This window comes from Starkeya sp. ORNL1, from assembly GCF_012971745.1.
GTDB lineage: Bacteria > Pseudomonadota > Alphaproteobacteria > Rhizobiales > Xanthobacteraceae > Ancylobacter.
The window spans coordinates 5,874,237-5,900,175 of the sequence record NZ_CP048834.1 but is presented as its reverse complement, the minus strand read 5'-3'; the positions used below and the strand labels follow the sequence as shown (position 1 = coordinate 5,900,175).

22 protein-coding genes are annotated in these 25,939 nt (G+C 67.7%); 7 read left to right on the top strand and 15 right to left on the bottom strand.

Annotation, left to right across the window (positions count from 1 at the left end; all coding sequences use genetic code 11):
• Positions 1-26: 26 nt before the first annotated feature.
• Positions 27-1,340: a sugar ABC transporter permease gene (locus G3545_RS27640; protein ID WP_170017504.1), complete on the top strand. Its 1,314-nt coding sequence runs from the start codon at positions 27-29 to the stop codon at positions 1,338-1,340.
• A gap of 89 nt (positions 1,341-1,429) precedes the next feature.
• Complete coding sequence (locus G3545_RS27635; protein WP_170018306.1) at positions 1,430-2,179, top strand: ATP-binding cassette domain-containing protein; 750 nt, start codon at positions 1,430-1,432, stop codon at positions 2,177-2,179.
• A gap of 131 nt (positions 2,180-2,310) precedes the next feature.
• On the opposite strand, the gene G3545_RS27630 is transcribed toward G3545_RS27635, so the two are convergent.
• On the bottom strand, positions 2,311-2,646 hold the full coding sequence (locus G3545_RS27630; RefSeq protein ID WP_170008860.1) for a hypothetical protein: 336 nt from the start codon (positions 2,644-2,646) through the stop codon (positions 2,311-2,313).
• A gap of 65 nt (positions 2,647-2,711) precedes the next feature.
• On the opposite strand from G3545_RS27630, the gene G3545_RS27625 reads away from it, so the two are divergent.
• The 4 genes from G3545_RS27625 (at position 2,712) to G3545_RS27610 (ending at position 5,699) form a co-directional block, all read left to right on the top strand.
• Positions 2,712-3,119, top strand: coding sequence for a hypothetical protein (locus G3545_RS27625; RefSeq protein ID WP_170017503.1), 408 nt, complete (start codon positions 2,712-2,714; stop codon positions 3,117-3,119).
• A gap of 81 nt (positions 3,120-3,200) precedes the next feature.
• On the top strand, positions 3,201-3,758 hold the full coding sequence (locus G3545_RS27620; RefSeq protein ID WP_170017502.1) for a copper chaperone PCu(A)C: 558 nt from the start codon (positions 3,201-3,203) through the stop codon (positions 3,756-3,758).
• Positions 3,759-3,829: 71 nt separating this feature from the next.
• Positions 3,830-5,179: a PepSY domain-containing protein gene (locus G3545_RS27615; protein WP_170017501.1), complete on the top strand. Its 1,350-nt coding sequence runs from the start codon at positions 3,830-3,832 to the stop codon at positions 5,177-5,179.
• A 58-nt stretch (positions 5,180-5,237) separates the two neighbouring features.
• Positions 5,238-5,699, top strand: a complete 462-nt coding sequence (locus tag G3545_RS27610) for a LysR family transcriptional regulator (RefSeq protein ID WP_170017500.1) — start codon at positions 5,238-5,240, stop codon at positions 5,697-5,699.
• Here the strand turns inward: G3545_RS27610 and modC are convergent.
• The 4 genes from modC to G3545_RS27590 all read right to left on the bottom strand — a co-directional run bounded on the left by modC (position 5,662) and on the right by G3545_RS27590 (position 8,798).
• Positions 5,662-6,783 carry a molybdenum ABC transporter ATP-binding protein gene (modC, locus tag G3545_RS27605; RefSeq protein ID WP_170017499.1) on the bottom strand — a complete coding sequence of 374 codons (1,122 nt, stop codon included), beginning with the start codon at positions 6,781-6,783 and terminating at the stop codon, positions 5,662-5,664. The two genes, G3545_RS27610 and modC, sit on opposite strands and share 38 nt — an antisense overlap.
• Positions 6,780-7,469, bottom strand: a complete 690-nt coding sequence (gene modB, locus G3545_RS27600; protein ID WP_170018305.1) for a molybdate ABC transporter permease subunit — start codon at positions 7,467-7,469, stop codon at positions 6,780-6,782. Before modB ends, modC begins: the two co-directional genes overlap by 4 nt.
• Positions 7,470-7,626: 157 nt before the next feature.
• A complete protein-coding gene (gene modA / locus G3545_RS27595) occupies positions 7,627-8,430 on the bottom strand; it encodes a molybdate ABC transporter substrate-binding protein (RefSeq protein ID WP_170017498.1) in 804 nt (267 codons plus the stop codon).
• Positions 8,431-8,558: 128 nt separating this feature from the next.
• Positions 8,559-8,798 carry a hypothetical protein gene (locus G3545_RS27590; RefSeq protein ID WP_170017497.1) on the bottom strand — a complete coding sequence of 80 codons (240 nt, stop codon included), beginning with the start codon at positions 8,796-8,798 and terminating at the stop codon, positions 8,559-8,561.
• Between the two features lie 488 nt (positions 8,799-9,286).
• Here G3545_RS27590 and G3545_RS27585 point away from each other — a divergent pair, with 488 nt between their 5' ends.
• Positions 9,287-9,520, top strand: coding sequence for a hypothetical protein (locus G3545_RS27585; protein WP_170017496.1), 234 nt, complete (start codon positions 9,287-9,289; stop codon positions 9,518-9,520).
• A gap of 82 nt (positions 9,521-9,602) precedes the next feature.
• Here G3545_RS27585 and glgX read toward each other — a convergent pair whose 3' ends face one another.
• The 10 genes from glgX to cbiE form a co-directional block, all read right to left on the bottom strand.
• On the bottom strand, positions 9,603-13,874 hold the full coding sequence (gene glgX, locus G3545_RS27580; RefSeq protein WP_170017495.1) for a glycogen debranching protein GlgX: 4,272 nt from the start codon (positions 13,872-13,874) through the stop codon (positions 9,603-9,605).
• Positions 13,871-15,328, bottom strand: coding sequence for a glycogen synthase GlgA (gene glgA, locus G3545_RS27575; RefSeq protein WP_170017494.1), 1,458 nt, complete (start codon positions 15,326-15,328; stop codon positions 13,871-13,873). The genes glgX and glgA overlap by 4 nt, the downstream gene beginning before the upstream one ends.
• Positions 15,329-15,333: 5 nt before the next feature.
• Entirely contained in the window at positions 15,334-16,602 is a 1,269-nt protein-coding gene (gene glgC, locus G3545_RS27570) for a glucose-1-phosphate adenylyltransferase (protein WP_170017493.1), read from the bottom strand.
• A 43-nt stretch (positions 16,603-16,645) separates the two neighbouring features.
• Entirely contained in the window at positions 16,646-18,847 is a 2,202-nt protein-coding gene (gene glgB, locus G3545_RS27565; protein ID WP_170017492.1) for a 1,4-alpha-glucan branching protein GlgB, read from the bottom strand.
• A 216-nt stretch (positions 18,848-19,063) separates the two neighbouring features.
• Entirely contained in the window at positions 19,064-21,550 is a 2,487-nt protein-coding gene (locus G3545_RS27560; protein WP_246702591.1) for a glycogen/starch/alpha-glucan phosphorylase, read from the bottom strand.
• A gap of 124 nt (positions 21,551-21,674) precedes the next feature.
• Positions 21,675-22,058, bottom strand: a complete 384-nt coding sequence (locus tag G3545_RS27555) for a DUF423 domain-containing protein (protein WP_170017490.1) — start codon at positions 22,056-22,058, stop codon at positions 21,675-21,677.
• A 3-nt stretch (positions 22,059-22,061) separates the two neighbouring features.
• Complete coding sequence (locus tag G3545_RS27550) at positions 22,062-23,372, bottom strand: cobyrinate a,c-diamide synthase (RefSeq protein ID WP_170017489.1); 1,311 nt, start codon at positions 23,370-23,372, stop codon at positions 22,062-22,064.
• A gap of 172 nt (positions 23,373-23,544) precedes the next feature.
• A complete protein-coding gene (cobM, locus tag G3545_RS27545) occupies positions 23,545-24,303 on the bottom strand; it encodes a precorrin-4 C(11)-methyltransferase (protein ID WP_170017488.1) in 759 nt (252 codons plus the stop codon).
• Positions 24,300-24,695 (bottom strand): cobalamin biosynthesis protein, encoded by a 396-nt coding sequence (locus G3545_RS27540; protein WP_170017487.1) that lies wholly within the window; start codon positions 24,693-24,695, stop codon positions 24,300-24,302. Before G3545_RS27540 ends, cobM begins: the two co-directional genes overlap by 4 nt.
• A complete protein-coding gene (gene cbiE / locus G3545_RS27535) occupies positions 24,692-25,939 on the bottom strand; it encodes a precorrin-6y C5,15-methyltransferase (decarboxylating) subunit CbiE (protein ID WP_206151350.1) in 1,248 nt (415 codons plus the stop codon). The genes G3545_RS27540 and cbiE overlap by 4 nt, the downstream gene beginning before the upstream one ends.

The window sequence follows — 25,939 nt, the reverse complement described above, 5'->3', positions numbered from 1 at the left end:
GGCCAGCGGGCACAGGAGGAAAGTTCATGAGCGAGATTTCGACAGCGGGTGCGCCGCCGCGGCCGGCCTCACCGCCGCAGGCCGCACCGACCTCCTGGCTCGCCGCGCTGGAAGTCGATATCCGCTTCCTCGGCATGATCGGCGCATTGGCGGTAATCTGGATCGTCTTCGATTTCCTGGCCGGCGGCACCTTCCTCACCGCGCGCAATCTCTGGAACCTCTCGGTCCAGACCTCCTCCATCGCTGTCATGTCCACCGGCATGGTGCTGGTGATCGTGATGCGCCACATCGATTTGTCGGTGGGCTCGATCCTCGGCGTCACCGGCATGGTGATGGCGGTGTTCCAGGTGAGCTATCTGATGCCCGCCTTCGGCTTCAACCATCCCGCGGTGTGGGTCCTGACACTCTTTGCCGGCATCGTGCTCGGCTGCGCCATCGGCGCGCTGCACGGCTATGTCATCGCCTATCTCGGCGTGCCGGCCTTCATCGTCACGCTGGGTGGCCTGCTGGTGTGGCGCGGCGCCGCCTGGGCGGTGGCCGAGGGCAAGACCATCCCGCTCGTCGACGACCATTTCAAGCTCATGGGCGGCGGCGCCGACGGCTCGATCGGTGCCACCTGGAGCTGGGTAGTGGCGGCGATCGCCTGCCTCGCAATCCTGTTCGCCACCACCCAGGCCCGCCGGCAGCGCCAGCGCTTCCGCTTCCCGCTGAAGCCGGTCTGGGCCGAGTTCGTCACCGCCGGCGCCGGCTGCCTCGCCGTGGTGGCGGCGACGCTGGTGGTGAATGCCTATACGCTGCCCGCCGCGCTGGCCCGCCGCTATGCCGAGGCCAATGGCATCGAAGTGCCGCCGGAAGGTCTCGTCATCAGCTTCGGCTATGCGGTGCCGGTGCTGGTGGCACTCGCGGTCGGCGTCATCATGACCTTCGTGACCACGCGCACCCGCTTCGGCCGCTATGTGTTCGCCATCGGCGGCAATCCGGAAGCGGCGGAACTCGCCGGCATCAACACCAAGCGCGTCACCATGATGGTGTTTGCGCTGATGGGCGGCCTCGCTGCCGTCGGCGCCGCGATATCCACTGCGCGCCTCAATTCCGCGACCAACGCGCAAGGCACGCTCGACGAGCTCTATGTCATTGCCGCGGCGGTGATCGGCGGCACCTCGCTGTCCGGCGGCGCCGGCACCGTGGCGGGCGCCATGCTCGGCGCCATCGTCATGCAGAGCCTGCAGTCGGGCATGGTGCTGATGCGCGTCGACACGCCCTACCAGAACATCGTGGTCGGCATCGTGCTGGTGCTCGCGGTGTGGATCGACACCATGTACCGCAAGCGCTTCAAGTGAGGGCAGAGACCATGGAACAGGCACAGGCTACCGCGTCCGTCTCCGCCCCTCCCGGCGCCTCGCTCATCCCCGGCACGCCGCTGGTGGAGATGCGCGACATCTGCATCGCCTTCGGCGGCATCCATGCCGTCGATCATGTGAATGTCGACCTGATGCCCGGCGAAGTCGTCGGCCTGCTCGGCCATAATGGCGCCGGCAAGTCGACCCTCATCAAGATCCTGGCCGGCGCCTACAAGGCGGATTCCGGCGAGATCCGCATCAATGGCGAGACGGCGGCCATCGCCAATCCGCGCGATGCCAAGCGCTACGGCATCGAGACGATTTATCAAACGCTGGCGCTGGCCGACAATGTGGACGCCGCCGCCAACCTCTTCCTCGGCCGCGAGATCAGGACGGCGTGGGGCACGCTCGACGACGTCGCCATGGAAGCGGCGACGCGCGAGGTGATGGGCCGGCTGAATCCGAATTTCCGCAAGTTCAAGGAGCCGGTGCGCGGCCTCTCCGGCGGCCAGCGGCAATCGGTGGCGATCGCCCGCGCCATCCATTTCAACGCCAAGATCCTGATCATGGACGAGCCGACCGCCGCACTCGGCCCGCAGGAGACCGCCCAGGTCGCGGAGCTGATCAAGCAGCTGAAGGCCGAGGGCATCGGCATCTTCCTGATCAGCCACGACATCCACGACGTGTTCGACCTCGCCGACCGCGTCAGCGTGATGAAGAACGGCAAATTGGTCGGCACCGCACGCACCTCGGACGTGACGCAGGACGACGTGCTGGGGATGATCATCCTCGGCAAGGTCCCACCCGGCGCGCTCCCCGGGCCGGGGGCGATGCAGTAGGCGGGCGCTCTGCTTCAGCATCCTTCGAGGCTCGCTATGCTCGCACCTCGGGATGACGTGGTTACATAAGCGACGTCATCCTGAGGTGCCCGGCAAAGCCGGGCCTCGAAGGATGCCCACACAGAGCACCCTCAACAATTCGGCTTCGGCCCGCTCGTCGGATCGGCCGGCGACGGCACTGGATTGACGCCCTGCGCCGTCTCCGGATGTACGTTCGGCGAGCCAGGGGTCGGCGCGTGCGGCGAGGTGCCGATGTTCGAGCCGCCGGTACCACCGGTCCAGCCGGTCGAGCCCGTGGAGCCCGGATTGGAGCCGGACGCGTCGCCCGGACCAGGCGGCGTCGCCGCCTCCCCCGCCTGCGCCTTGCTGGCGTCGCACCGGGTGTGCGTTTGCCCTACGGCGGGGGCCGCAAGCGCAAGCAGCGCCGCAAGCGCCAGTATGATTTCAATCGCGGCACGCTTCTTCATGGGTGCCTCCGTCGCGCCCTGACCATAGGTCATGGCAACGCGCCGCAGTCGTGGGCGTTCCACCGATGCGTGCCGCATGCTACGCAGATTGCATGAAGCGGGCACGCGGCACGATGCGGATGACGATGACGGCGATCCTCGCCGCCTATCTGCTCGTCCTGCAGGGGCTGCTCGGCGGCCTCGCCTCCGGCACCCACGCCGGTACCGCATTCGCGCTGGATGGGTTCGGTCAGGTCCTCTGCAGCGGTGCCGTCAAAGGCCCCGCCAGCCCGTCCGATCCGGCGAGCCATACGCCGGACTGCTGCACCACCGGCTGCAATGTGTCGGTCGGCACCGGTACCCCTCCCGTAGCTGTCGGCTTTGAGGCTCCCCACCCCGTCACGGTCGCAATCCTTGTACCGGTGGATGTCGAGACTGGTCCCGACGGTACGCCCCGCGGCCTGCACAACGCCCGCGCTCCTCCCTTCGCCTGACGCGCTTTCCGCCTCGCGGAATCCCTCCCGTCAGTCGAATGGCCGGCACCGCCACAATGCGTCCGGCCGCAGGAGCCATCCATGCTGAACACGCTTCGCCATCGTCTGCTTGCCCGCATCGAGGACCGCATCGGCCTCGCCACCCTCGCCGCCGCGATCGTACTGTTCACCGCACACGGCGCCTTCGCCCATGAGTACAAGGCCGGCGACCTCGAGATCGCGCATCCCTGGGTGCGCATGACGCCAGGCGGCGCTAAGGTCGGCGGCGGCTATGTGACGATCGAGAATCACGGCACCGCACCGGATCGGCTGGTCGCGGTGACCAGCGACGTCGCCGACCATGTCGAGATCCATCAGATGTCCGAGAAGGACGGCGTGATGACGATGCGCATGATCGAGGGCGGCGTCGAGGTGCCTGCCAACGGCAAGCTCGCTTTGTCGCCGGGCGGCTATCATCTGATGATGATCGGGCTGAAGCAGCCCTTGAAGCAGGGCGAGCGCATCAAGGGCACGCTGACCTTCGAGAAGGCCGGCACCGTCGCGGTGGAGTTCGCGGTGGAAGGCATGGGCGGCCCGAAGGGCCAGGCGCCGGATAGCGCCATGCCCGGCCACGACATGCACAACATGCCGTCGAACTGAGCCGTCCCTACCCGCCTGCGGGCGGCGAGCGCCGACGTCTCCCTCATCCTCGATTTCCGGACCCGATTCCGATGAACACAACAGCTGCGTCCAGCGACGCCCCGTCCAGCCTCTACCGTGCCGTCTGGCGCTGGCACTTCTATGCCGGCCTGATGGTGCTGCCCTTCATGATGCTGCTCGCCATCACCGGCGGGCTCTATCTCTTCCACAACGAGATCGACGCGCTCTGGCACCGCGATCTCAAGCAGGTAGAGGTGCGCGATACCGTGCCGCTTCCTCCGGGCCGGCTGATCGACTCCGCGCTCGGCGTGCAGCCCGGCACGGCGGTGAAGATCACCATGCCGGCGAACCCCACCTCCTCCGCTGAGGTGACGGTGAAGACCGCAGATGGCGACAAGTACGCCGTCTACGTCGATCCTTATGACGCCCACGCGCTCGGCGAACTGCCGGACCGCGGCACGGTGATGTGGCTGGTGCGCCGCCTGCACAGCCTCGCCGAGTTCGGACCCGGCGCCACCGCCATCATCGAGATCGTCGGCGGCTGGGCCATCCTGCTGGTGGCGACCGGCTTCTATCTGTGGTGGCCGCGCAAGCAGACCGGCGGCGTGGTCAGCGTGCGCGGCACGCCGCAGCGACGCGTGTTCTGGCGCGATCTCCATGCGGTGACCGGCGCCTTTGCCGGCCTCTTCATCGGGTTTCTCGCGACGACCGGCATGCCATGGTCGATGTTCTGGGGCGAGAAGGTCAATGAGTGGGCCAACAGCTCGAATTACGGCTACCCGTCCGGCGTCTATGTGAACGTGCCGATGTCGGACGAGCATCTCGCCCATGCCAACGGCCCCACCGCCTGGTCGCTGGAACAGGCGAAAATGCCGGTGTCAACGCCCAAGACCATGCAGCCGATCGGCGTCGATGCCGCTGCCACCGCGTTCGACAGGCTCGGCGTGGCGCCGGGCTATGCGCTCAGCCTGCCGGATGGACCGGGCGGCGTCTATTCCGCGGCGGTCTATCCCGGCGACCTGTCAAAGCAGCGTGTCGTCCATCTCGACCAGTACAGCGGCAAGCCGCTGCTCGATGTCAGCTATGCCGATTACGGCCCCGCGGCGAAGGCGATGGAGTGGGGCATCAATGTGCATATGGGCCAGGAGTTCGGGCTGGCGAACCAGCTCGTGCTGCTCGCGGTCTGCCTGTCCATCGTGCTGATGGCGGTGTCCGCCGGCGTGATGTGGTGGAAGCGCCGCCCCAAGGGCACGCTTGGCGTGCCCCCGCCACCCGCGGACGCGCGCACCATGCGCGGCCTCGTCCTGCTCATGGCGCTGTTCGGGTTGGTGTTCCCGCTGGTCGGCGCCTCGCTGCTGGTGATGGTGCTGCTGGACCTGGCACTCGCGCGGCGGCGCCCGAACCGGACCTCCACAGCCTGAACATGCTTCCGGCATGGCGGCTCCTCCCCTATCCTCGCGACTGGAAGGAAACCTATCCATGCCGGAAACACCGCCCGACACCGATGTCCACGACGCGCCCCGCGACGGCTTGTTCATCCGCCTCTATTTCGGCGACGGACGCTTTCTCGGGCCGGGCAAGATCGAACTGCTGGAAACCATCCGCACCGAGCAGTCCATCCTCTCGGCGGCGCGCAAGATGGGCATGAGCTATCGGCGCGCCTGGCTGCTGGTCGATGAACTCGACCGCATGTTCAACCAGCGCGTGGTCGAGACCTTCCCGGGTCGGCGCGGCCGCGGCACCGAGCTCACGACGTTCGGCGAGAAACTTATCGGTCTCTATCGCGGCATTGAGCGCGACAGTGCGAAAGCCACGCGCGAGGCGGCCGAGGAATTGCGCGCGGCGCTGGCCGACGACTGGCAGGAGACGCAGGCGACACATGCTGCGAAGGCGCCGGCGCCGCCTACGCTTCCGGCGAACCGTCGCCAGCGGACCCGTTGAAGGACGGGCTGCGGCTGTCCACCGCCACCGTCTTCACCATCGCCCAGACCGGCTGGCCCGGCTTGAGCGCCAGTCGCTCGATGCTCTCGTGGGTCACCTGCGCGTGCAGCGCCGTGGTCCCGACCGTGATCTCGACATCGGCATAAGGCCCCTCGATGCGGCGGATCGCCGACACCGTTCCAGCGAACAGATTGCTCACCGAGACATCGACCGGCCGCGACAGCGCGATCGACACGTCGCGTGAGCGCACCCGCGCCCGCACCGTGGCACCGACCGGGCGATCCACCTGCGGCACGCGCAATTCGCCATCGGCAAACGTCAGTGTCGAGAGCTGGTAGGCCGCATCATGCCGCGCCACCGCGCAATCGAGGATGGTGCCGAGATCGAAGCGCCCGACCACCGGCAATATGTCCGGCCGCGACATCACGTCCGCGACCGGGCCGGCCGCCATCTGCTGCCCATCCTTCAGCGCTACCACCATGTCGGAGAGCCGCAGCACCTCGTCGATGGAGTGGCTGACGAACAGGATCGGCAGCCGCATCTCGTCGCGCAGCCGTTCGAGATAAGGCAGGATTTCCAGCTTGCGTGCCTCGTCGAGCGAGGCGAGCGGCTCGTCCATCAGGAGCAGACGCGGCTGCGAGAGCAGCGCCCGGCCGATGGCGACGCGCTGGCGCTCGCCGCCGGAGAGCGTGTGCGGCCGCCGCGCCAGCAAATGGCCGATGCCGAGCAGGTCGACCACCGCATCGAAGCCGATCGGGCGTTCGGTGACACGCGCGCGCCGCTCGCCATAGCGCAGATTGCGCTCGACATTCAGGTGCGGGAACAGCCGCGCATCCTGGAACACATAGCCGGCGCGGCGCCGCTCCACCGGCACGTCAATGCCGCGCTTAGTATCGAAGAAGGTCTCGTCGCCGACGACGATCTTCCCCTCGTCCGGCCGCGCCACGCCGGCCACCGCCTGGATGATGGTGGTCTTGCCGGCGCCGGAGCGGCCGAACAGCGCGGTGACGCCGACCTCCGGCGCGGAGAAGTCCGCACTGAGCGCGAAGCCCGGCCGGGCGAGGCGAATGTCGACCTCGATCATATGCGCCCGAGCATGATGCGGATGCGCTTGTCGACGAGGTTCGCCATCAGCAGCGCGGCCAGCGCGAGGATGATGGAGACCACGGTGAGCCTGAGCGCCATGGCGTCGCCGTCCGTCATGTGGGTAGCGCTGTAGATGGCAAGCGGGATGGTGCGGGTGACGCCTTCGACGTTGGAGACGAAGGTGATGGTGGCGCCGAATTCGCCCAGTGCAGAGGCGATAGAGAGTAGCGCGCCGGAGAGGATGCCCGGCAGCATCAGCGGCAGCGTGACCGAGAAGAACACATCGAGCCGAGAGGCGCCGAGCGTGCGCGCGGCGGTCTCCAGCCCCTGATCGACCGCCTCCAGCGCCAGCCGGATGGCGTTCACGGTGAGCGGAAAGCTGATGACCGCGGCGGCGACGATGGCGCCGGCCGTGGTGAAGATCAGCCTTATGCCGAACCAGGCATCGAGATACTGGCCAAGGAAGCCGCGCGCCCCGAGCGCGATCAGCAGCAGATAGCCGACCACCACCTTCGGCAGCACCAGCGGCAGATAGATGATGCCGTCGAACAGCCCCTTCCCCGGAAAGGTGGTGCGCGCCAGCACCCAGGCGGTGAGGATGGCGAACGGCAGGCTCCAGAACGTCGCCCAGAAGGCCACCTTCAGGCTGAGATAGACCGCCGTCCATTCCTCGGGGGTGAGCATCGCGACCTGTTCCAACCACGGCACCGAAAGCGCGCGCTGGGGTGAGCATCCTTCGAGGCTCGCTACGCTCGCACCTCAGTATGACGTGGTTCTTATTACAGTAAGCACCCTCGTCATGCTGAGGTGCCGCCCGCAGGGCGGCCTCGAAGCACGCAGGCTACTTCGCCACGAAGCCGTACTTGGCGTAGATCGCCTTGGCCTCGGGACCGGTGAGGAACTCGAAGAACGCCTTGGTGGCGGCGTTGTCCTGGCCCTTCACGATCTCGAACGGATATTCCACCGGCGGATGGCTGTCGGCCGGGAAGGTGGCGACCACCTTCACATTCTTCGCTACCGCGGCGTCGGTGGAATAGACGATGCCGGCGGCAGCCTCGCCGCGCTCGACCAGCGCCAGCGCCGCACGCACGCTCTCGGCACCGACCACGCGGTCCTTCACCTTGTCCCACTGGCCGAGATTGGTCAGCGCGGTCTTGGCATAGACGCCGATCGGCACGCTGTCGGTGAGGCCGGTGGAGATCTTGCCGTTTGGCCCGATGAAGGCGGAGAAGTCGAAGTTCTTGTCGATCTTGACGTCCTTGGCCTTGTCCGCCGGCATGATGAGCACGAGGCTGTTGCCGATCGGGGTGACCCGCGTCGCCTTCAGCGTCAGGCCCTTCTCGTCGGTGTAGTCCATCCACTTCAGGTCGGCCGAGGCGAAGATGCCGGCCGGCGCGCCGGCCTCGAGCTGCTTGGCCAGCGCCGAGGAGGCGGCGAAGGAGAAGGTCACGTCCTTGCCGGTCTTCTCCTTATAGGCCTTGCCAATGTCCTGGAACGCATTGGTCAGGCTGGCCGCGGCGAACACCACCGGGGTTTCGCCTTGCGCGGCCGCCGGACGCTGCAACTGCGGGGCAATCAGCAGCGCCAGCGAAAGCGCACCGAGCACGAAGACACGACGGGAAAGGGCAGGCAGGACGGTAATCATGGGTAGGCTCCCCTTGGATCATGTATCCGTCCATATACATGATTACGCAGCACACGCCACCGAGGGAACGCGCGCGAATGCGCACAACCCCGCGATGCGATGGCGTGGTTAAAGGTGGGTGGAAAGCCTCAGTCGGTGAAGCCGAACTCGCGCGCAGCACTGCGGGCCGCACACTCGGCGTCGGCGATCAGTCCCCACGCCGCGACCTTGCTTGGCCGGCCGAACACGATGGCCGGGCCGCGGCTGACGACGCGTCGGCCGCACCCGTCATCGATCAGGGCGAACTCATACACATGGTGTTCGTCGCGATGCATCACGCGGATCGCGGACTTGGACAGCGTGACGACATCGAACTCGGAGATCGGCATGGGCGGCGTCTCCTCTGATTCCAGGATCCGGAACCGCCTCATCCCGAGGAGCCGACCGCAGGCCGGCCTCGAAGGATGAGGTGGTTCATTCTTGAGTCGGGCTCTTGGGTTCGGCTGCTGCCCGCAGCCTGTCGGGATTCGAATTGCGGTTGAGTCTAGCCGCGATTGCTCCGTCCGCTACATCCTTTGACGTGCATGGGCGGTGCACAATCAGCTTCGCGTGGAACCCGAGGCGGTGCGAGCGCGTTACCTCCCGCTGCGGTACGCCGCAGAGGAAGTTCGTGGTGCGAGCAAGTACCAGGAACATGATACCCGGCGCGGGTCTGGAGTTTGCGCCGTCGAAATCACGGAGGACTGCGCCACACTACCTTGATACAGCAAGAGCCTGCGATACCGGATCCGACGAGATCACAGAGCGTTGGATGCTTTATTTAAACTGGCATCGCATCTGGCCCGATACTCGTGTCTTTCATTTTGGAGGTAGCTCCATGAGCCGCACCACGAACCTCGTCATCGCCGCCATCGTGCTGATCATCGCCATTTGGGCGGCCGTTCACTATTCGGGGAGAATGACGCCGCAGCCGAGTACGGCACCGAACGTCCAGACCACGCCGGCACCGGCGCCATCGCCCTCGCCCGCCCCGGTTACCCCGGCACCGGCGCCATCACCGAGCACGCCCGCTCCGGCACCGAACCCGGCACAGCCGGCTCCGGCTCAGTAAGCCGGCAAAACATCTCCCGCCACCCGCCGCGATCCCTCGCGCCGGGTGGCATAGATTCCTGTGGATAAGCGGAAACGTGACTTCAGCGCGGTCGCTCAGTGCGCATCGCAGCGAGCGCCGACTCAGCCGCGGCGCTTGCCAGCACCTCCTCGACACTCGAGGCAAGCCGGCGTCGCCAGTTCGGCCGTTCGCGGTCGGTGCCTGGCAGATTCACCGCCACCTGTTCGCCGGCGAGGTCGTCGAGCTGGGTCAGCGCCAGCATCGATCCGGTGCGGGCGACGAAGCGATGCACCGCGACCAGCACGTCCTGCGGCAACGCACCGTCGAGAGCCTCGGGAGCATCGAGCAATTCTTCTTCGACGAGGGCGGCAATCAGCTGTGCCTTCTCCTCCTGCCGCTGTTCCCGCGCCTCGTTCGCTGCGGCGGCGTCCTCGAAGCCGAGGGCCAGGCGCTCATTGATGTCGACGCCCTCCCACCAGCCGGACAGCGTCGGCAGGTCATGGGTCGACACGCACGCCACGGCCATCGCCGGATAGCTCTCCGGCGGCGCGAAGCCACCATTCGCACGCTCGAACCACAGCACCCGGTAGGACAGCATGCGCTCCTCGCTGAGTTGCTCGCGCATGCCGAATGGCACCGTGCCGAGGTCCTCGCCGACCACGAAGCAGCGCGCCCTCACGCTCTCCAGCGCAACTTGCCCGGCAAGCTCCTCGAACGGATAGGCGAGATAGGCGCCCTCTGCGCCGCTGGCGCCGTCCGGTATCAGGAACAGACGCCGCAGCCCCATCACATGGTCGATGCGCAGCGCTCCGGCATGGCGCATGTTCGCCGCAACCAACTCGCCGAAACCGTCATAGCCGTCGCGCTTCATCGCGAAGGGATCGGGCGGCGGCAGGTTCCAGTTCTGCCCTTCGGGCCCGAGCGGATCGGGCGGCGCGCCGACGCTGACGCCGCGCATCAACAGGTCGGGGTCGACCCATGCCGCGGCGCCGTTCGGCGCGGTACCGACCGCGAGGTCGCGATAGAAGCCGAGTTCGAGCCCCGCGGCACGCGCGCGAGAGGCGGCAGCGCTGAACTGACGATCTGCCACCCACTGTTGCCACAGCGCGAACCACACCGCGCCGGCGTTCGCCTGCGCAAATGCCTTGACGTCGGTGGATTCCGGATGGCGCAGTTCGGCGGGCCAGTCCTGCCAGGCGGTTCCCGGATAGGCCGCGGCAATGGCTTCGAACAGGCCGAAACGCTGCAGCGTTGCGCCACCTTCGCGCACGAAGCGCTCGAAGTCCGGGTCGCCAGCGCCCTCGAAGCCGGCGAACGCGGCCTCCAGCACCGCGGCCTTGGCGGCGCGAACGCCGGTGTAGTCGACATGGCCTTTCGCTGCCAGCGCGGCGAAGTGCGGCGCCTGCGCGGCGAGCGCCGCGTTCACCGCAGCCCCACCGCCAATCGCCGCGACGTCGATATAGATCGGATCGAGGAAGCGCCGGTCGGAGGGGTGATAGGGGCTGGCCCGCTCCGGCTCGGTGGGGAACAGCGCGTGCAGCGGATTGAGGCCGAGGGTCGCCGCGCCCTGCTGCGCCGCCGCCTCGGCCAGCATGCCCAGCGCCGTGAAGTCGCCGATGCCCTGGTCGCCGACCGCGCGGCGCAACGTATAGAGATGCGCGGTCACGCCGAAGCGGCGCTCCATCGGCTCCGGCAGATAGCAGGCCGCGGGGGCAATGGTGAGCCGACACGATACCTCGCCGAGCGCGATGCGATGCCGCCCGATCGGGAGTTGCGGCAGCGTGACGTAGCGCACCGGAGCCATGCGCCCGTCCGGGCGCTGCAACTCGGCGCGTTCGCCGTCTTCCGCGCCGATGACAAGCACCTGCTCGCCGCCATCCTCCAGCAGCAGGCGCAGTTCCAGCCGCCGCCGCTCACGCGCCACCGCACCGCCGAGCCGCAGCCGACCCGGCGTCCCGTCGCGCACCACCAGAGCGTGAGGCAAGTCGCGGCCGAACTCCTGATCGGAGAGCCGGGCCAGACTGTCGCGCGCCTCGTCGCCGGTGCCGGCCGGCAGATGCAGCGCGGCGAGCAAGGCCCGCTTGGTATCGTCGCCGACCGGATAGTGGTTGCCGGAGACATCCCACCATTCCGGCGCGATTCCGGCCGCACTCGCCAGCCGCTCCAGCAGCGCCGGATCGGTAGCACGCCGCCCGCCCTGCGGTGCCGCCTCCTCGATCAGGATAAGTACCGAGCGCGGCTGGATGGGGAAGGATTCTGAGCCAATGAAGACGTCATCCCGGCCGGAGCGAAGCGCAGAGCCGGGATCGCTCCCCAGTTCTTCATCCTGAGAACGATCCCGGCTCTCCGCGGCTTCGCCGCTGCGGCCGGGATGACGGACACTTTCGACAGAGCTATCCGCCCCCACCCGCCAGACGAAACCGTCGCGCGAAACCGGCGGCACCACCTCACCGGCCAGCGCGCCGCCATTCAGCGCCACCAGCACCCGGTCAGCAGCTTCGCTCGCGCTTGCCGGCGCGTAGAACACCGCGACCAGCCCACGCTCCTGCGCATTGCCCCAATCCACCGCGCCGCCGCCCAGCGCGCGCCATTCGACATCCGGTATCGCGCTGGCATCGATCGGCCGCCCGGTCAGCGGCGCCTCAAGTCGCAGCGCTCGGTGACGCCGCCGCAGCTTGACCAGCGCTCCTGCGAACTCTGCAAGAGAGCCATCGAACTGCGTCCAGTCGAGCCAGGTCAGCTCATTGTCCTGCGCATAAGCATTGTTGTTGCCGCGCTGGGTACGCCCGCACTCGTCGCCCATGGTGAGCATCGGCGTGCCGCGCGAGGCGATCAGGCTCGCCAGCAGCGCCCGCGCATCGCCTTGCCGCAGTGCCTTGATCGCGGGATCCTCGCTCGGTCCCTCAACGCCGTGGTTCCACGACAGGTTGTCGCTGTTTCCATCGCGATTGTGCTCGCCATTCGCCTCATTGTGCTTGCCCGCATAGGAGATGAGGTCGGCGAGCGAAAAGCCGTCATGAGCGGTGACGAAATTGATGCCGCGTGACAGCGGCCGATGCCGCCCGGCAAACACGTCGGCCGAACCCGCGAGCCGCGTCGCCATCTCGCCCAGCATGCCGGCATCGCCCCGCCAGAAGCGCCGCGCCGTGTCGCGATAATGGTCGTTCCACTCGCCCCAGAGCGCCGGGAAATTGCCGACCTGATAGCCGCCTGGCCCGATATCCCAAGGCTCGGCGATCAGTGCGAGATCGCGCAGTTCCGGGTCCTGCTGCATGGCGGCGAGGAACGGTGCATTGGGATCGAAGCCCTCCGGCCGCCGCCCGAGCGTCGCCGCCAGATCGAAGCGGAAGCCGTCGAGCCCGGTGCGCGCCCAGCGCCTCAGGCAATCCATGGCGAGCCGCGTCACCGGCGCGCGCTCCAGCGCCAGCGTGTTGCCGGTGCCGGCATCATTGATGAGCAGGCCGGGATCACTGAGCGCGTGGCGATAATAGGTGGCGTTGTCGAGCCCGCGCAGCGAGATGGTCGGCCCGAATGCGTCGCTCTCGCCGGAATGGTTCAGCACCACGTCGAGCACCACGGCGATGCCGGCCTCGTGCAGCCTGGCGATGGTCGCGCGCACCTCGGCAAAGCCGCCCGGCGCAAGGCGCACATCCGGCGCGCCGAACACCACCGGATTGTAGCCCCAGTAATTGGCGAGCCCGAGCGGCGGCAGATGGCGCTCGTCGATCCACGCCATTGACGGCATCAGTTCGACGGTGGAGATGCCGAGCCGCACCAGATGCTCGATGGCGGCCGGCTCGGTGAGCCCCGCAAAGGTGCCGCGCAACGCCTCGGGAATGCCGGGATGGCGCTTGGTGAAGCCGCGCACATGCAGCTCATAGATCACCTGGTCGCCCCAATCGAACGGCCTCCGGGCGGCCGGCGGCGCACCATCGGACGGCTGAACGATGGCCTTCGGCACGAACGGCGCGCTGTCCGTCTCGTCCTCCGCCGCACCCAGCGCGCGCTGGTCGAACAGCGCGGCATCGAGCCGGAATGGCCGGTCGAGCTGCTCGGCGTAAGGATCGACCAGCAGCTTGTGCGGGTTGAAGCGGTGGCCCGCTTCCGGACGCCACGGCCCATGAGCGCGCAGCCCGTAGCGCGCGCCGGGCGCGATGCCGGTGACATGCCCATGGAATACGTCGCCGCTGCGCGCCGGCAGCGTGATGCGCGCGGTCTCGCTGTCGGCCTCGTCGAACAGGCAGAACTCGATCGCCTCGGCATTGGCCGAGAACACCGCGACATTGACGCCGTCAGCATCCGCGGTGACGCCGAGCGGCTCGGGGTGGCCGGCGGTGACGGCGAGCGCGCTCATGCCGCGCGCTCCGCGACGACGTCGCGGAACAGCCTGGCATACTGCGCGGCCGGCAGGCGCCACGACACGTCGGTCGCCATCGCGTTGCGCTGGATCTTGCGCCAGGTAGGCTGGTCGGCCCACAGCGCCCCGGTGCGGCGCAGCGCGCCCTGCAACGCCGGCGCCGATACCGGCGAGAACTGGACGCCGGTGCCGACGCCCGCCGCTTTCGCCATCTCGTTCACATCCACCACCGTGTCGGCGAGCCCGCCGACCCGCGCCACCACCGGGAGCGCGCCGTAGCGCATCGCCGAGAGCTGGGTGAGACCGCACGGCTCGAAGCGGGACGGCACCAGCAGCGCATCGCAGCCGGCCTGCACCAGATGGGCCAGCGCCTCATCATAGCCAAGCACGGTGGCGATGCGGCCGGGATTGGCCCGCGCGGCACCGGTGAAGCGCTCGGCGAGCCAGGGATCGCCGGAACCGAGCACGGCGAGCTGCGCGCCCAAATCGAGCAGCGTGCCGAGCGAATCCGCCAGCATGTCCAGGCCCTTCTGCCAGGACAGCCGGCTTACCACGCCGAACAGCAGCGCCTTCGCGTCGAGATCGAGCCCGAACCGTCCTTTCAGCGCCGCCTTGTTGGCGACGCGCGCCTTGATCGTCCTGGCGTCGAACGGCGCCGCGATCAGCGCGTCGGTCGCCGGGTTCCAGACCTCGGTGTCGAGCCCATTGATGATGCCGTGCAGCGCGGAGCGCCGCAGGTTGAGCAGGCCCTCCAGCCCCATGCCGCCCTCGGGCAGCAATATCTCGCCGACATAGCCGGGCGAGACCGTGGTGATGCGGTCGGAGAGCTGGAGCCCGGCCTTCAGGAAGCCGATCATGCCGTAATATTCGACGCCGTCGATGGCGAAGGCGTGCGGCGGCAGGCCGAGCGCCGGCATCAGCTGGCGCGGGAACTGCCCCTGGAAGGCGATGTTGTGGATCGTCGTCACGCTGGCCGGGCGGCGCCCGCCGGCATAATGCAGATAGGCCGGCGCGAGGCCGGCCTGCCAGTCATGGGCGTGCACCACGTCCGGTACGAAGGCAGGCACCAGCCCGAAGCCGATCCCCGAGGCCACCGCGCCGAGCGCGGCGAAGCGTATGGCGTTGTCGGGATAGTCCTTGCCGTCGGCGCCGACATAGGGCCCACCGGGTCGGTCATAGAGATGCGGCGCGTCGATCACGAACAAATCGAGCCCGTGCGCCTTGGCCGCGAGCAGCCGCGCCGGCCCGCCGAACAGATGGTCGAAGGTGTGCACCGCCTCCGCCTTGCCGATGCCCGCCTTCACTGCGGGATAGCCGGGCACGAGGGTGCGCACAGCGATGTTCTCGGCGACGAGCGCGAGCGGCAGCGAGCCGGCGACATCGGCGAGCCCGCCGGTCTTGACCAGCGGAAACACCTCGGAGACGACCGAGAGGACCTTCAATTCGGACATGGGGCTCAGGATCCCAGCCGGTCGATCATGGGCTGGGTGATGAGGCAGATGCCCTTGTCGGTACGACGGAAGCGCTTGGCGTCGAGCTCGGGGTCCTCCCCGACCACGAGGCCCTCGGGAATGCGCACGTGGGAGTCGATGACGACATTCTTCAGCCGCGCCGAGCGGCCGACCTCGACATAAGGCAGGATCACCCCGTTCTCGATGCTGCCATAGGAATTCACCCGCACCCCGGTGAAAAGCAGCGCACGGCGCAGCGAGGAGCCGGAGACGATGCAGCCGCCGGAGACCAGCGAAGATATCGCCTGCCCGCGACGGCCTTCGTCATCATGGACGAACTTGGCCGGCGGGGTGATCTCGCCATAGGTCCAGATCGGCCAGTCGCGATCGTAGAGATCGAGTTCGGGCACCACGCCGGTGAGGTCGATATTCGCCTCCCAATAGGCGTCCACCGTGCCGACGTCGCGCCAGTACGGCGCGGTCTCCTGAGTCGAGCGAACGCAAGAGCGCGAGAAATGGTGCGCCCGCGCCGAGCCGTGCTTGACGATGTAGGGGATGATGTCCTTGCCGAAATCATGCGTCGAGTTCGGATCGGCGGCATCGCGCTTCAGCTGGTCGATCAGGAACTTGGTCTCGAACACATAGATGCCCATGCTGGCCAGCGCCTTGTCCGGATGACCAGGCATGGCCGGCGGATTCTTGGGCTTCTCCAGGAAGGAGATGATGCGGTCCTCCTCGTCGACATGCATCACGCCGAAAGCGCTGCCCTCGCTACGCGGCACTTCGAGGCAGCCCACGGTGACGTCGGCGTTCTGGTCGACGTGCTGCTGCAGCATCACCTCGTAGTCCTGCTTGTAGACGTGGTCGCCGGCCAGGATGATGATGTGCTTCGGCTCGTAGCCCTCGATGATGTCGAGGTTCTGATAGACCGCATCCGCCGTGCCGAGATACCACATGGTCTCGGATACGCGCTGGCTGGCGGGGAGCACGTCGAAGCTCTCGTTGCGCTCCGGACGGAAGAAGTTCCAGCCGCGCTGCATGTGGCGGATCAGGCTGTGCGCCTGGTACTGCGTCGCCACGCAGATGCGGCGGATGCCGGAATTCAGCGCGTTGGACAATGTGAAGTCGATGATGCGGGACTTGCCGCCGAAATACACCGCCGGCTTGGCTCGCCGGTCGGTGAGTTCCATCAACCGGCTGCCGCGACCACCGGCGAGCACATAGGCCATGGCCGTGCGGGAGATGGGAGCATTGGTTTGCGCCGGCCTCGTCATTGGAAGGACACTCCTCGATCACGCCCTGCCCGGAATGAGCGCATCATGACTCCGGGTCCAACTGGAAATAAACGGTTGCAAGCGGCGGCAGCACGATTTCTGCGCTGGCCGGCTGGCCATGCGCGGGAATGTCGTATGCTTGCGTACCACCGAGATTGCCCATGCCGGAGCCACCATACTCGCCGGCATCGGTATTGAGGATTTCACGCCAGCGCCCGGCCTGCGGCAGGCCGAGGCGATAGAAAGGGCGCGGCACCGGGGTGAAGTTCGAGACCATCACCACCGGGGGATGCTCGCCGTCGGTGCGCAGCCAGGCGAACACCGACTGGTCGGCATCATCGACCACGATCCACTGGAAGCCGTCCGGCTCGCAGTCGCGCGCATGCAGCGCCGGGTGCTGGCGATAGAGCCCGTTCAGCTCGCGCACCAGCAATTGCATGCCGCAATGATGCGGCCCCATATCCATCAGGTGCCAGTCGAGCGAGCGCTCCTCGCTCCATTCCGAGCGCTGGGCGAATTCCTGGCCCATGAACAGCAGCTTCTTGCCGGGATAGGCCCACATCAGCGCATAATAGGCGCGCATGGTCGCGAACTTCTGCCAGTCGTCGGCGCCGCCCATGCGGGTGAATACGGTGCCCTTCCCGTGCACGACTTCATCGTGCGAGATCGGCAGCACGAAATTCTCCGAGAAGGCGTACATCAGCCCGAAGGTGATCTTGTCGTGGTGCCAGCGCCGGTACACCGGATCTATCGCCATGTAGTCGAGCGTGTCGTGCATCCAGCCCATGTTCCACTTGAAGCCGAAGCCGAGGCCGCCGGCATGGACCGGCTGCGAGACTCCGGCCCATGAGGTAGATTCCTCGGCGATCACCACGCTGCCGGGATGCTCGGCATAGACCGTGGTGTTGGCGCGCCTGACAAACGAGACGGCGTCCTTGTTGTCGTTGGAACCGTCCGGATTGGGCGACCACTCGCCCTCTTTGCGCGAGTAATTGAGATAGAGCATCGAGGCCACCGCATCGACGCGCAGCCCATCGACATGGAAGCGGTCGAGCCAATAGAGCGCGCTGGCGGTGAGAAAGTTCGCCACCTCGCGCCGGCCGAAATCATAGATCGCGGTGTTCCAGTCGGGATGGAAGCCGCGCTTGGGATCGGCGTGCTCATAGAGCGGCGTGCCGTCGAAATGCGCGAGGCCATGAATGTCGGTGGGGAAATGCGCCGGCACCCAGTCGAGGATCACCGAGAGGCCGGCCTGGTGCGCGCGGTCGACGAAGCGTGCGAAGCCGTCCGGATCGCCGAAGCGGCTGGTCGGCGCGAACAGGCCGATCGGCTGGTAGCCCCACGAGGCATCGAGCGGATGCTCGGAGATCGGCAGCAATTCGATATGGGTGAAGCCCATCCAGGCGGCATAAGGCACCAGTTGGCCGGCGAGTTCGTCATAAGAGAGGAAGCGGTTTCCCTCGCCGCGCCGCCACGAGCCGAGATGCACCTCATAGATCGACATCGGCTTGCGCCGCGCCTCGCCCTCGGCCCGCGCCGAAATGTGCAACTCGTCATGGAAGGTGAAGTCGTCGGTACGTGCCACCACCGAGCCGGTCGCGGGACGGAACTCGCCGCGAAAGCCGAATGGATCGGCCTTGAGTGGCAGCAGCCGGCCGTCATGGGAGACGATCTCGTATTTGTAGATCGTACCCTCACCGACATCGGGGGCGAAGATCTCCCATAGCCCGCTATCGACGCGCTTGCGCATCTGGTGGCGGCGCCCGTCCCAGCCATTGAAGTCGCCGACCACCGAGACCCGCGCCGCATTGGGCGCCCACACCGCGAAGCCGGTGCCGGCCACGCCCTCGTGCGTCGCCACATGGGCGCCGAGCCGCTCATAGAGCTGGCGATGGGTGCCTTCGATCAGCAGATAATCGTCGACCTCGCCCAGCATGGGGCCGAAGCTGTAGGGGTCGCGCAGCACCCACTCGCCGCCCTCATTTCGGGCCCGCAGGCGGTAGCGCGCCCAGACCGGGCGACCGGGGGCGAAGCCCTCGAAGAAGCCGGCATCGTTGCGTCGCCAGAGATCGGCGATGACGCTGCCGTCATCCTCTATGGCTTCCAGGGTTGCTGCATTGGGGACGAAGGCGCGGATGACAACGCCGCCTTCTGCCTCATGGGGCCCGAGCAGCGCGAATGGATCAGCATGGCGGGCTCCCACCAGTGCGTCGACCTCGCGGTCGGGCGCCTGCCACGCCAACATGCTCTACCACCTTTCCTGCGCTCCGGACGCGTCACCAAGTCCGGACGAGAGTGAAGGTTCCGCTACCACCGCGCCAAAGTCCACTGCCTGCAAGCACTTGATCGGCAGCTACTTCGCCGCAGGTATTACTGGATACCCGCATTTCGCCAAATCCCGGGGACATTGCGCCCCCGGGGCAGATCAGGCAGCCGGCGAAAGACCGGCGGGCGGCAGCGGTCAGGGCGCGCGAGGGGCGCGAACCGGCACGTTCCAGATGTCCTTGGCATATTCGGAAATGGTGCGGTCGGACGAGAACCACCCCATGTTGGCGGTGTTGATGGCGCTCGAGGTCCACCAGGCGTCACGGTTGTTCCACTTGGCATCGACCGCGCGCTGCGCGTTCCAATAGGCGTCGAAGTCCGACGTCACCAGGAAGTAATCATGGTGGCGCAGCGCATTGACAAGCGGCTTGAAGCGGTCGCGCTCGCCCGGCGAGAACACGCCGGACTCGATGGCGTCCAGCACCTCGCCGAGATGCTCCGACGCCGAGATGGCGGAGAACTCGTCGATGCCGACGCGGCGGCGCTCCTCGACCTCCGCGGCAGTCAGGCCGAAGATGAAGATGTTGTCGTCGCCGACATGCTGCTTGATCTCGACATTGGCGCCGTCGAGCGTGCCGATGGTCAGCGCGCCGTTCAGCGCCATCTTCATGTTGCCGGTGCCGGAGGCTTCCATGCCGGCGGTCGAGATCTGCTCGGACAGGTCCGCCGCGGGGATGATGACCTCGGCGAGCGAGACATTGTAGTTCGGCAGGAACACCACCTTCAAAAGGTCGCGCACCGTCGGGTCGTCATTCACCACCTTCGCCACATCATTGGCGAGCTTGATGATGAGCTTGGCCTGGGCATAGCTCGCCGCCGCCTTGCCGGCGAAGATCTTCACCCGCGGCGCCCAGTTCTTCGCCGGATTGGCGCGCATCGCCTCATAGAGCGCGATGGTCTCCAATATGTTCAGCAACTGGCGCTTGTATTCGTGGATGCGCTTGATCTGCACGTCGAACAGCGCGCCCGGATTGACCTTGATGTCGAGCCGGTCGCGGATCACGCGGGCAAGGTTCACCTTGTTCTGCCGGCGCACGACGGCAAGGCGCTCATGCAGCGCGACATCGGCGGCCAGCGGCTCCAGCTTCTTGAGCGCGCCCGGATCGTCCAGCACCTCCGGCCCGCAGACATCGACAAGCAGGTTCAACAGGCCGGGATTGGACTGGTAGAGCCAGCGGCGGAAGGTGATGCCGTTGGTCTTGTTGTTCATGCGGTCCGGGAACACCCGGTGCAGGTCCTTGAACACCGTGACCTTCATCAGGTCGCTGTGCAGGCCGGCGACGCCGTTGATCGAATGCGAGCCGATGAAGGCGAGGTTGCCCATGCGCACGCGGCGGCCCTGCCCTTCCTCGATCAGCGAGACCGAGCTCAGCAGCGCGTCGTCGCCGGGGAATTTCTGCTTCACCGCATCGAGATGCATGGCGTTGATCAGGTAGATCAGCTGCATGTGGCGCGGCAGCACCCGCTCCATCAGCGGCACCGGCCAGGTCTCCAGCGCCTCCGGCAGCAGCGTGTGGTTGGTGTAGGAGATGGTGCGCTGGGTGATGTCCCACGCCTCGTCGAAAGCGAGGTCGTGATCGTCGACCAAAACACGCATCAGCTCGACCACCGCGATCGACGGGTGGGTGTCGTTGAGCTGGATCGACACTTTGTCGGGCAGCGAGCGCACGTCGCCGAAGCTGTCGACGTGGCGGCGCATCAGATCGTGCAACGAGGCGGCGGTGAAGAAATACTCCTGGCGCAGCCGCAGTTCCTGGCCCGCCGGGGTGGCGTCGCTCGGATAGAGGATCTTGGAGATCGACTCCGCCTTCACCTGCTCGACCAGCGCGCCGACATGGTCGCCCTGGTTGAAGGCGTCGAGCCGCAGCGGATCGGCGGCACGCGCCGACCACAGCCGCAGCGTGTTCACATGCTTGCCGCGCCAGCCGACGATCGGAGTGTCATAGGCCACCGCCTCGACCGTCTCGCTCGGGTGCCAGACCTGCTTCTTGCGATCGCCGCCCGTGGCGACGGCTTCCACCGAGCCGCCGAAGCCGACATCGTAGAACACTTCCGGCCGCTCAAATTCCCAGGGATTGCCGAAGGACAGCCAGTCCTCGGGATATTCCTGCTGCCAGCCATTCTTCACCACCTGCCGGAACAGGCCGTGATCGTAGCGGATGCCGTAGCCATAGGCGGCGATGGAGAGCGTCGCCATGCTTTCCATGAAGCAGGCGGCCAACCTTCCGAGGCCGCCATTGCCAAGCGCGGCGTCCGGCTCCACCTGGCGCAGCCGGTCGAGATCGACGCCGAGATCGCCGAGCGCGGCGCGCACCGTGTCGAGCATTTCGAGATTGGTCAGCGCGTCGAACAGCAGCCGGCCGATCAGGAATTCCAGCGAGAGGTAGTAAACCCGCTTGCGGCCTTCCGAATAGGTCTGGCGCGTCGAGGTGATCCAGCGGTCGACGATGCGGTCGCGGGTTGCGAAGGCGGTGGCGAGGAACCAGTCGCGGTCGCTCGCCGCTGCCGGGTTCTTGCCGACCGCATAAGTGAGCTTGGCGATGACGGCGGCGCGGAACTTCGCGACGTCGTCACTGGCAGCGGGCTGCTCCGCGCGCGGCGCGGCTTCCACTTTCTCGAGCATTTTTTCTTCGACCCCGACTGTCATGTGCAGCTTATGCTCCCGTCTCGACGCCGCGCGGCCCTGTCCTTCGAGGACCGAAAACGCCGCGGGCATCATCCATCTGCATGCAACCTTTTGGCCAGTTTCACGTGGTCGCGCTGCGCCCGCGCTGGAAGGCCGCAAGGCCGAGTGCCAGCCAGCCGACGATCAGGACCATACCGCCCGTTGGCGCGGCCATGGGAAAAATCGACACGTCCCACAGCACCCGCGCCGCCAGGGCGCCGCTGAACAGCGCCGTGCCGAGGCCGATCAGCCCGCCGCCAACATCTGAAAACGACCAGCCTTGCCCGCCCGCCGCCGCCCCGAGCGCGGCGCAGGCCGCGAGCGCGACGGCGCCGATCATAAGGAACTGCGCCGCGGTGGCGAGCGCCGGATCGCTGGTCATGTGCGCCGCGGCCGCGGCAGCCGCGACGCCGGCCGCGCCGAGCAGGCCGGCGAACAGCACGAGCAGACGGCGAAAGGCGTTCATGATTCACTCCATGGCGATGACGTGGAAGAAGGCGCCCGAGACAAGGCCGCTGCGGCTTCCCGCATGACCCATCTCATTACCTTGCCCATCCGCCAACGCGACAAGCGGCGCATCGTCGCCGCGTTCCGTGACAGTGGCGTAATGGAATTCGTGACCACGCAAGCGGGTGCCGGCCGGACCCAGTGGCGAGTCTGCGAGCAGGCTGGCCTGGCGATAGCCAAGGTTTAGCTTTCGCCTGGCAAAGCTGGTGCAATGCTTGAGCAATGCCAGCATCTCGTGGGTCTTGTGATCGACATCCTCCAGCGTGCGGCCAAGCACCATGTAGCCGCCGCACTCGCCATGGACCGGCCGGGTTTGCGCGAACGCGACCATGCCGGCGCGGAAGCGCGAGGCGCTTGCGAGCCGCGCGCCATGCAGCTCGGGATAGCCGCCCGGCAGCCAGCAGGCGTCGCAATCCTCCGGCGGGGCCTCGTCCGCGAGCGGCGAGAAGGTGACGACCTCCGCCCCGGCGCGTCGCCAGCCGGCCAGCATGTGCTCATAGGTGAAGCTGAAGGCGGCATCCTGCGCCAGCGCGATCCGCTGCCCCGGCGGCGGCACCGCGATGGCCGGCGCGGCACCGGCCGCCACCGGCGCGCCGATCGCCATCAGCGCATCGAGATCGACATGCTGCGCAGCAAAATCCGCGAGGCTGGCGAGATGGGCCGCCAGCGCGGGATGCTCCTGCGCCTGCACCAGGCCGAGATGGCGCTCCGGCAACGTCATCGCCGCCTCGCGCGGCAGGCTGCCCAAGAGCGGGATACCGAGCGCGCCGATGGCTTCGCTGGCCTGGGCGCGGTGGCGTGGGCTTGCCGACTTGTTGAGCACCACGCCCGCAATACGTACCGCCGGATCGTGGGTGGCGAAGCCGCGCACCACAGCCGCGGCGGATTGCGAATGGCCGGAAATGTCGAGCACCAGCACAACCGGCAGGCCGAGCCGGGCGGCAAGATCCGCCGCCGCGCCAGTGCGCTCCGGCGTGCCATACACGCCGTCGAACAGGCCCATCGAGGCCTCGATGATGACGAGGTCGGCATCCTCCGCCGCCTCGCCCGCCAGCGCGTCGATGAGTTCCGGCGGCATGGCGAAGCTGTCGAGGTTCAGTCCCGGCCGGCCGCTGGCCGCGGCATGGAAGGCGGGGTCGATATAATCAGGCCCCGATTTCACCGCGCGCACCTTGACGCCGCGCCGCCTCAACGCCCCGACGACGCCGAGCGTCAGCGTGGTCTTGCCGGAGCCGGAGCGCGGCGCGGCGATGATGAGGCCGCGTGCGGTCATGGAGCTTGCCCTGCTTCAGCATCCTTCGAGGCTCGCGGAGCCTGTCCTCGGGCTTGCCAAAGGCAAGACCCGTGGGCTCGCACCTCAGGATGACGTGGTTCTTTCAGATGAACGTCATCCTGAGGTGCTTGGGCAAAGCCCAAGCCTCGAAGGATGCCCACCCCGTGCGCCCTCACCCGCGCCCCCGGAACCGCCGCTGATACGCCGCGTCGTACAGCGCGCTCTCGCGGAATGTCTGCGCACCGAGCGCCGGCCCCACCAGGATCAGCGCCATCCGCTCCACCGGCTCGCCCGCCACCTGCCCGGCAATGTCACTGAGCGTCCCGCGCAGCACCCGCTCGCGCGGCCGCGTCGCCTCCACCACCACCGCCACCGGACACTCCGCGCCATAGAGCGGCGTGAGTTCGGCGACGATCCGTTCCAGCGCGTGGATGGCGAGATGCAGGACCAGCGTCGCGCCCGTCGCTCCGAAGGCGGCCAGCGTCTCGCCCGAAGGCATGGCGGAAGCGCGTCCCGAAACCCGCGTCAGCACCACGCTCTGCGCCACTTCCGGCACGGTGAGCTCGCGCCCCAGCACCGCCGCCGCCGCCGCAAAGGCCGGCACGCCCGGGGTCAGCGTATAGGCGATGCCTAGGCGCTCCAGCCGGCGCACCTGTTCGGCCACCGCGGAATAGATGGCGAGGTCGCCGGAATGCAGCCGCGCCACATCGAGCCCGGCCGCATCGGCCGCGACATATTCCGCCTCGATCTCGTCGAGCGAGAGCGGCGCGGTGTCGACGATGCGCGCGCCCGGCGGACACCAGGCGAGCATCTCCGGCGGCACTATGGAGCCGGCATAAAGGCACACCGGACAGCGGGCGATGAGATCGCGGCCGCGCAGCGTGATGAGATCTGCGGCGCCAGGCCCGGCGCCGATGAAATGCACGCTCACGTCTTGTCCTCCTCCCGCGCCAGCGCGCAGGTGACGGAGCCGAGCACGAAGCGCGGCCCGACCAGGCTGGAACGCCGCCCGGCCACCGCAAGCGCCGCGGCTTCGGCAACCGAAGGCACGCCCATCAGCGCCACCACGCGGTCGGAATGGCTCACGGTGCGGGCCGCGGCAGCTTCCATCTGCGCCTGCGGCACCATGACCAGCAACAGACCGAGATCGAGCGCTGCGGTCATGATGCCGGCCTCACTGCCCTTCAGCGCCGGCGTCGCCATCAGCGAGATGTCGCACAGCTTCACTTCGTAGCGGGCCATGGCACCCTCGACCGCGGCGCGCACCTCGCGCGCGGTGACGCCGCGCCGGCTGCCTATGCCGGCGACGAACTTCGTCGTCATGGCTTCACCCAGCGCCATTGCGTGACCGGCATGGAAGGTCGCCAGCCGGTGACGGTGCCGACCGGCGCCGCATGGGAGACGGCGATGCGCACCAGTTCGCCGCCGAGCGTGGCCTGCTTTGCCAGCAGCAGCGCCTCGGTCTCCAGCGTGACGGCATTGACGACGAGCCGCCCCTCCGGACGCAGCGCCGCGATGGCGGAGTCGAGCACGCCTTCGTCGCCCGCCCCACCGCCGATGAAGATGGCGTCCGGTATCGGCAGTCCCGCCAACGCGGCCGGCGCGCGGCCCTCCACCACCTCAAGCCCGGGTACGCCAAGGCTCCACGCATTGCTGCGGACCCGCGCGGCGCGCACCGTCCGCTCCTCCACCGCGACGGCGCGCAGCGAGGGATCGGCCAGCATCCATTCGATGGCGACCGAACCGGCGCCGGCGCCGATGTCCCACAACAGCTCGCCCCGGCGCGGCGCCAGCGCGGCGAGCGTCACTGCGCGAATGTCGCGCTTGGTGAGCTGGCCGTCATTCTCGAAGCAGTCGTCCGGCAGGCCGGGCGTCAACGGGACGATGCGCGCGCCTTCCTCCGCGACGACCTCGATGCCGACAAGGTTCAGCGCATCGACCTCCTCGGAGCCCAGATCGGCGGCACAGCCGCTGCGCACCCGCTCGCGCCCGCCCCCCAGCGCTTCCAGCACGTGCATTTTCGAGGCACCGAAACCGTCACGGTCGAGCAGCCGCGCCACCGCCGCGGGTCCCTCGCCATCCGATGTCAGCACAAGGATCTGCCGGCCCGGGTGCAGATGCGGGCGTATCAGTTCCACCGCCCGCCCATGCACCGAAAGGCAGACCACATCCTGCAAGGCCCAGCCGAGCCGGGCGGCGGCAAGGCTGAAGGCGGAAGGCGCCGGCATCACCCGCATCTCGGCGGCCGGCACGTGGCGCGCCAGCGTGGCCCCGACGCCATAAAAGAACGGATCGCCGGAGGCGACCACGCAGACCCGCCGGCCGCGCAAGGCGAGCACGGCGGCAATGCCGTCGTTGAGCGGGCTCGGCCAGTTGAACGCCTGGCCGCGCACCAGGTCACCGGCGAGCGCGAGGTGCCGCCGGCCGCCGAACACGATCTCCGCCTCGGAGATCAAGGCCTGCGCCGTGGGCGACAGGCCCGTCGCGCCATCCTCGCCGATGCCGACAATGGACAGCCAGCGCGCGCCCGGCGCATGGTCGGGCGCAATGGAACCGGGATTAGCCAT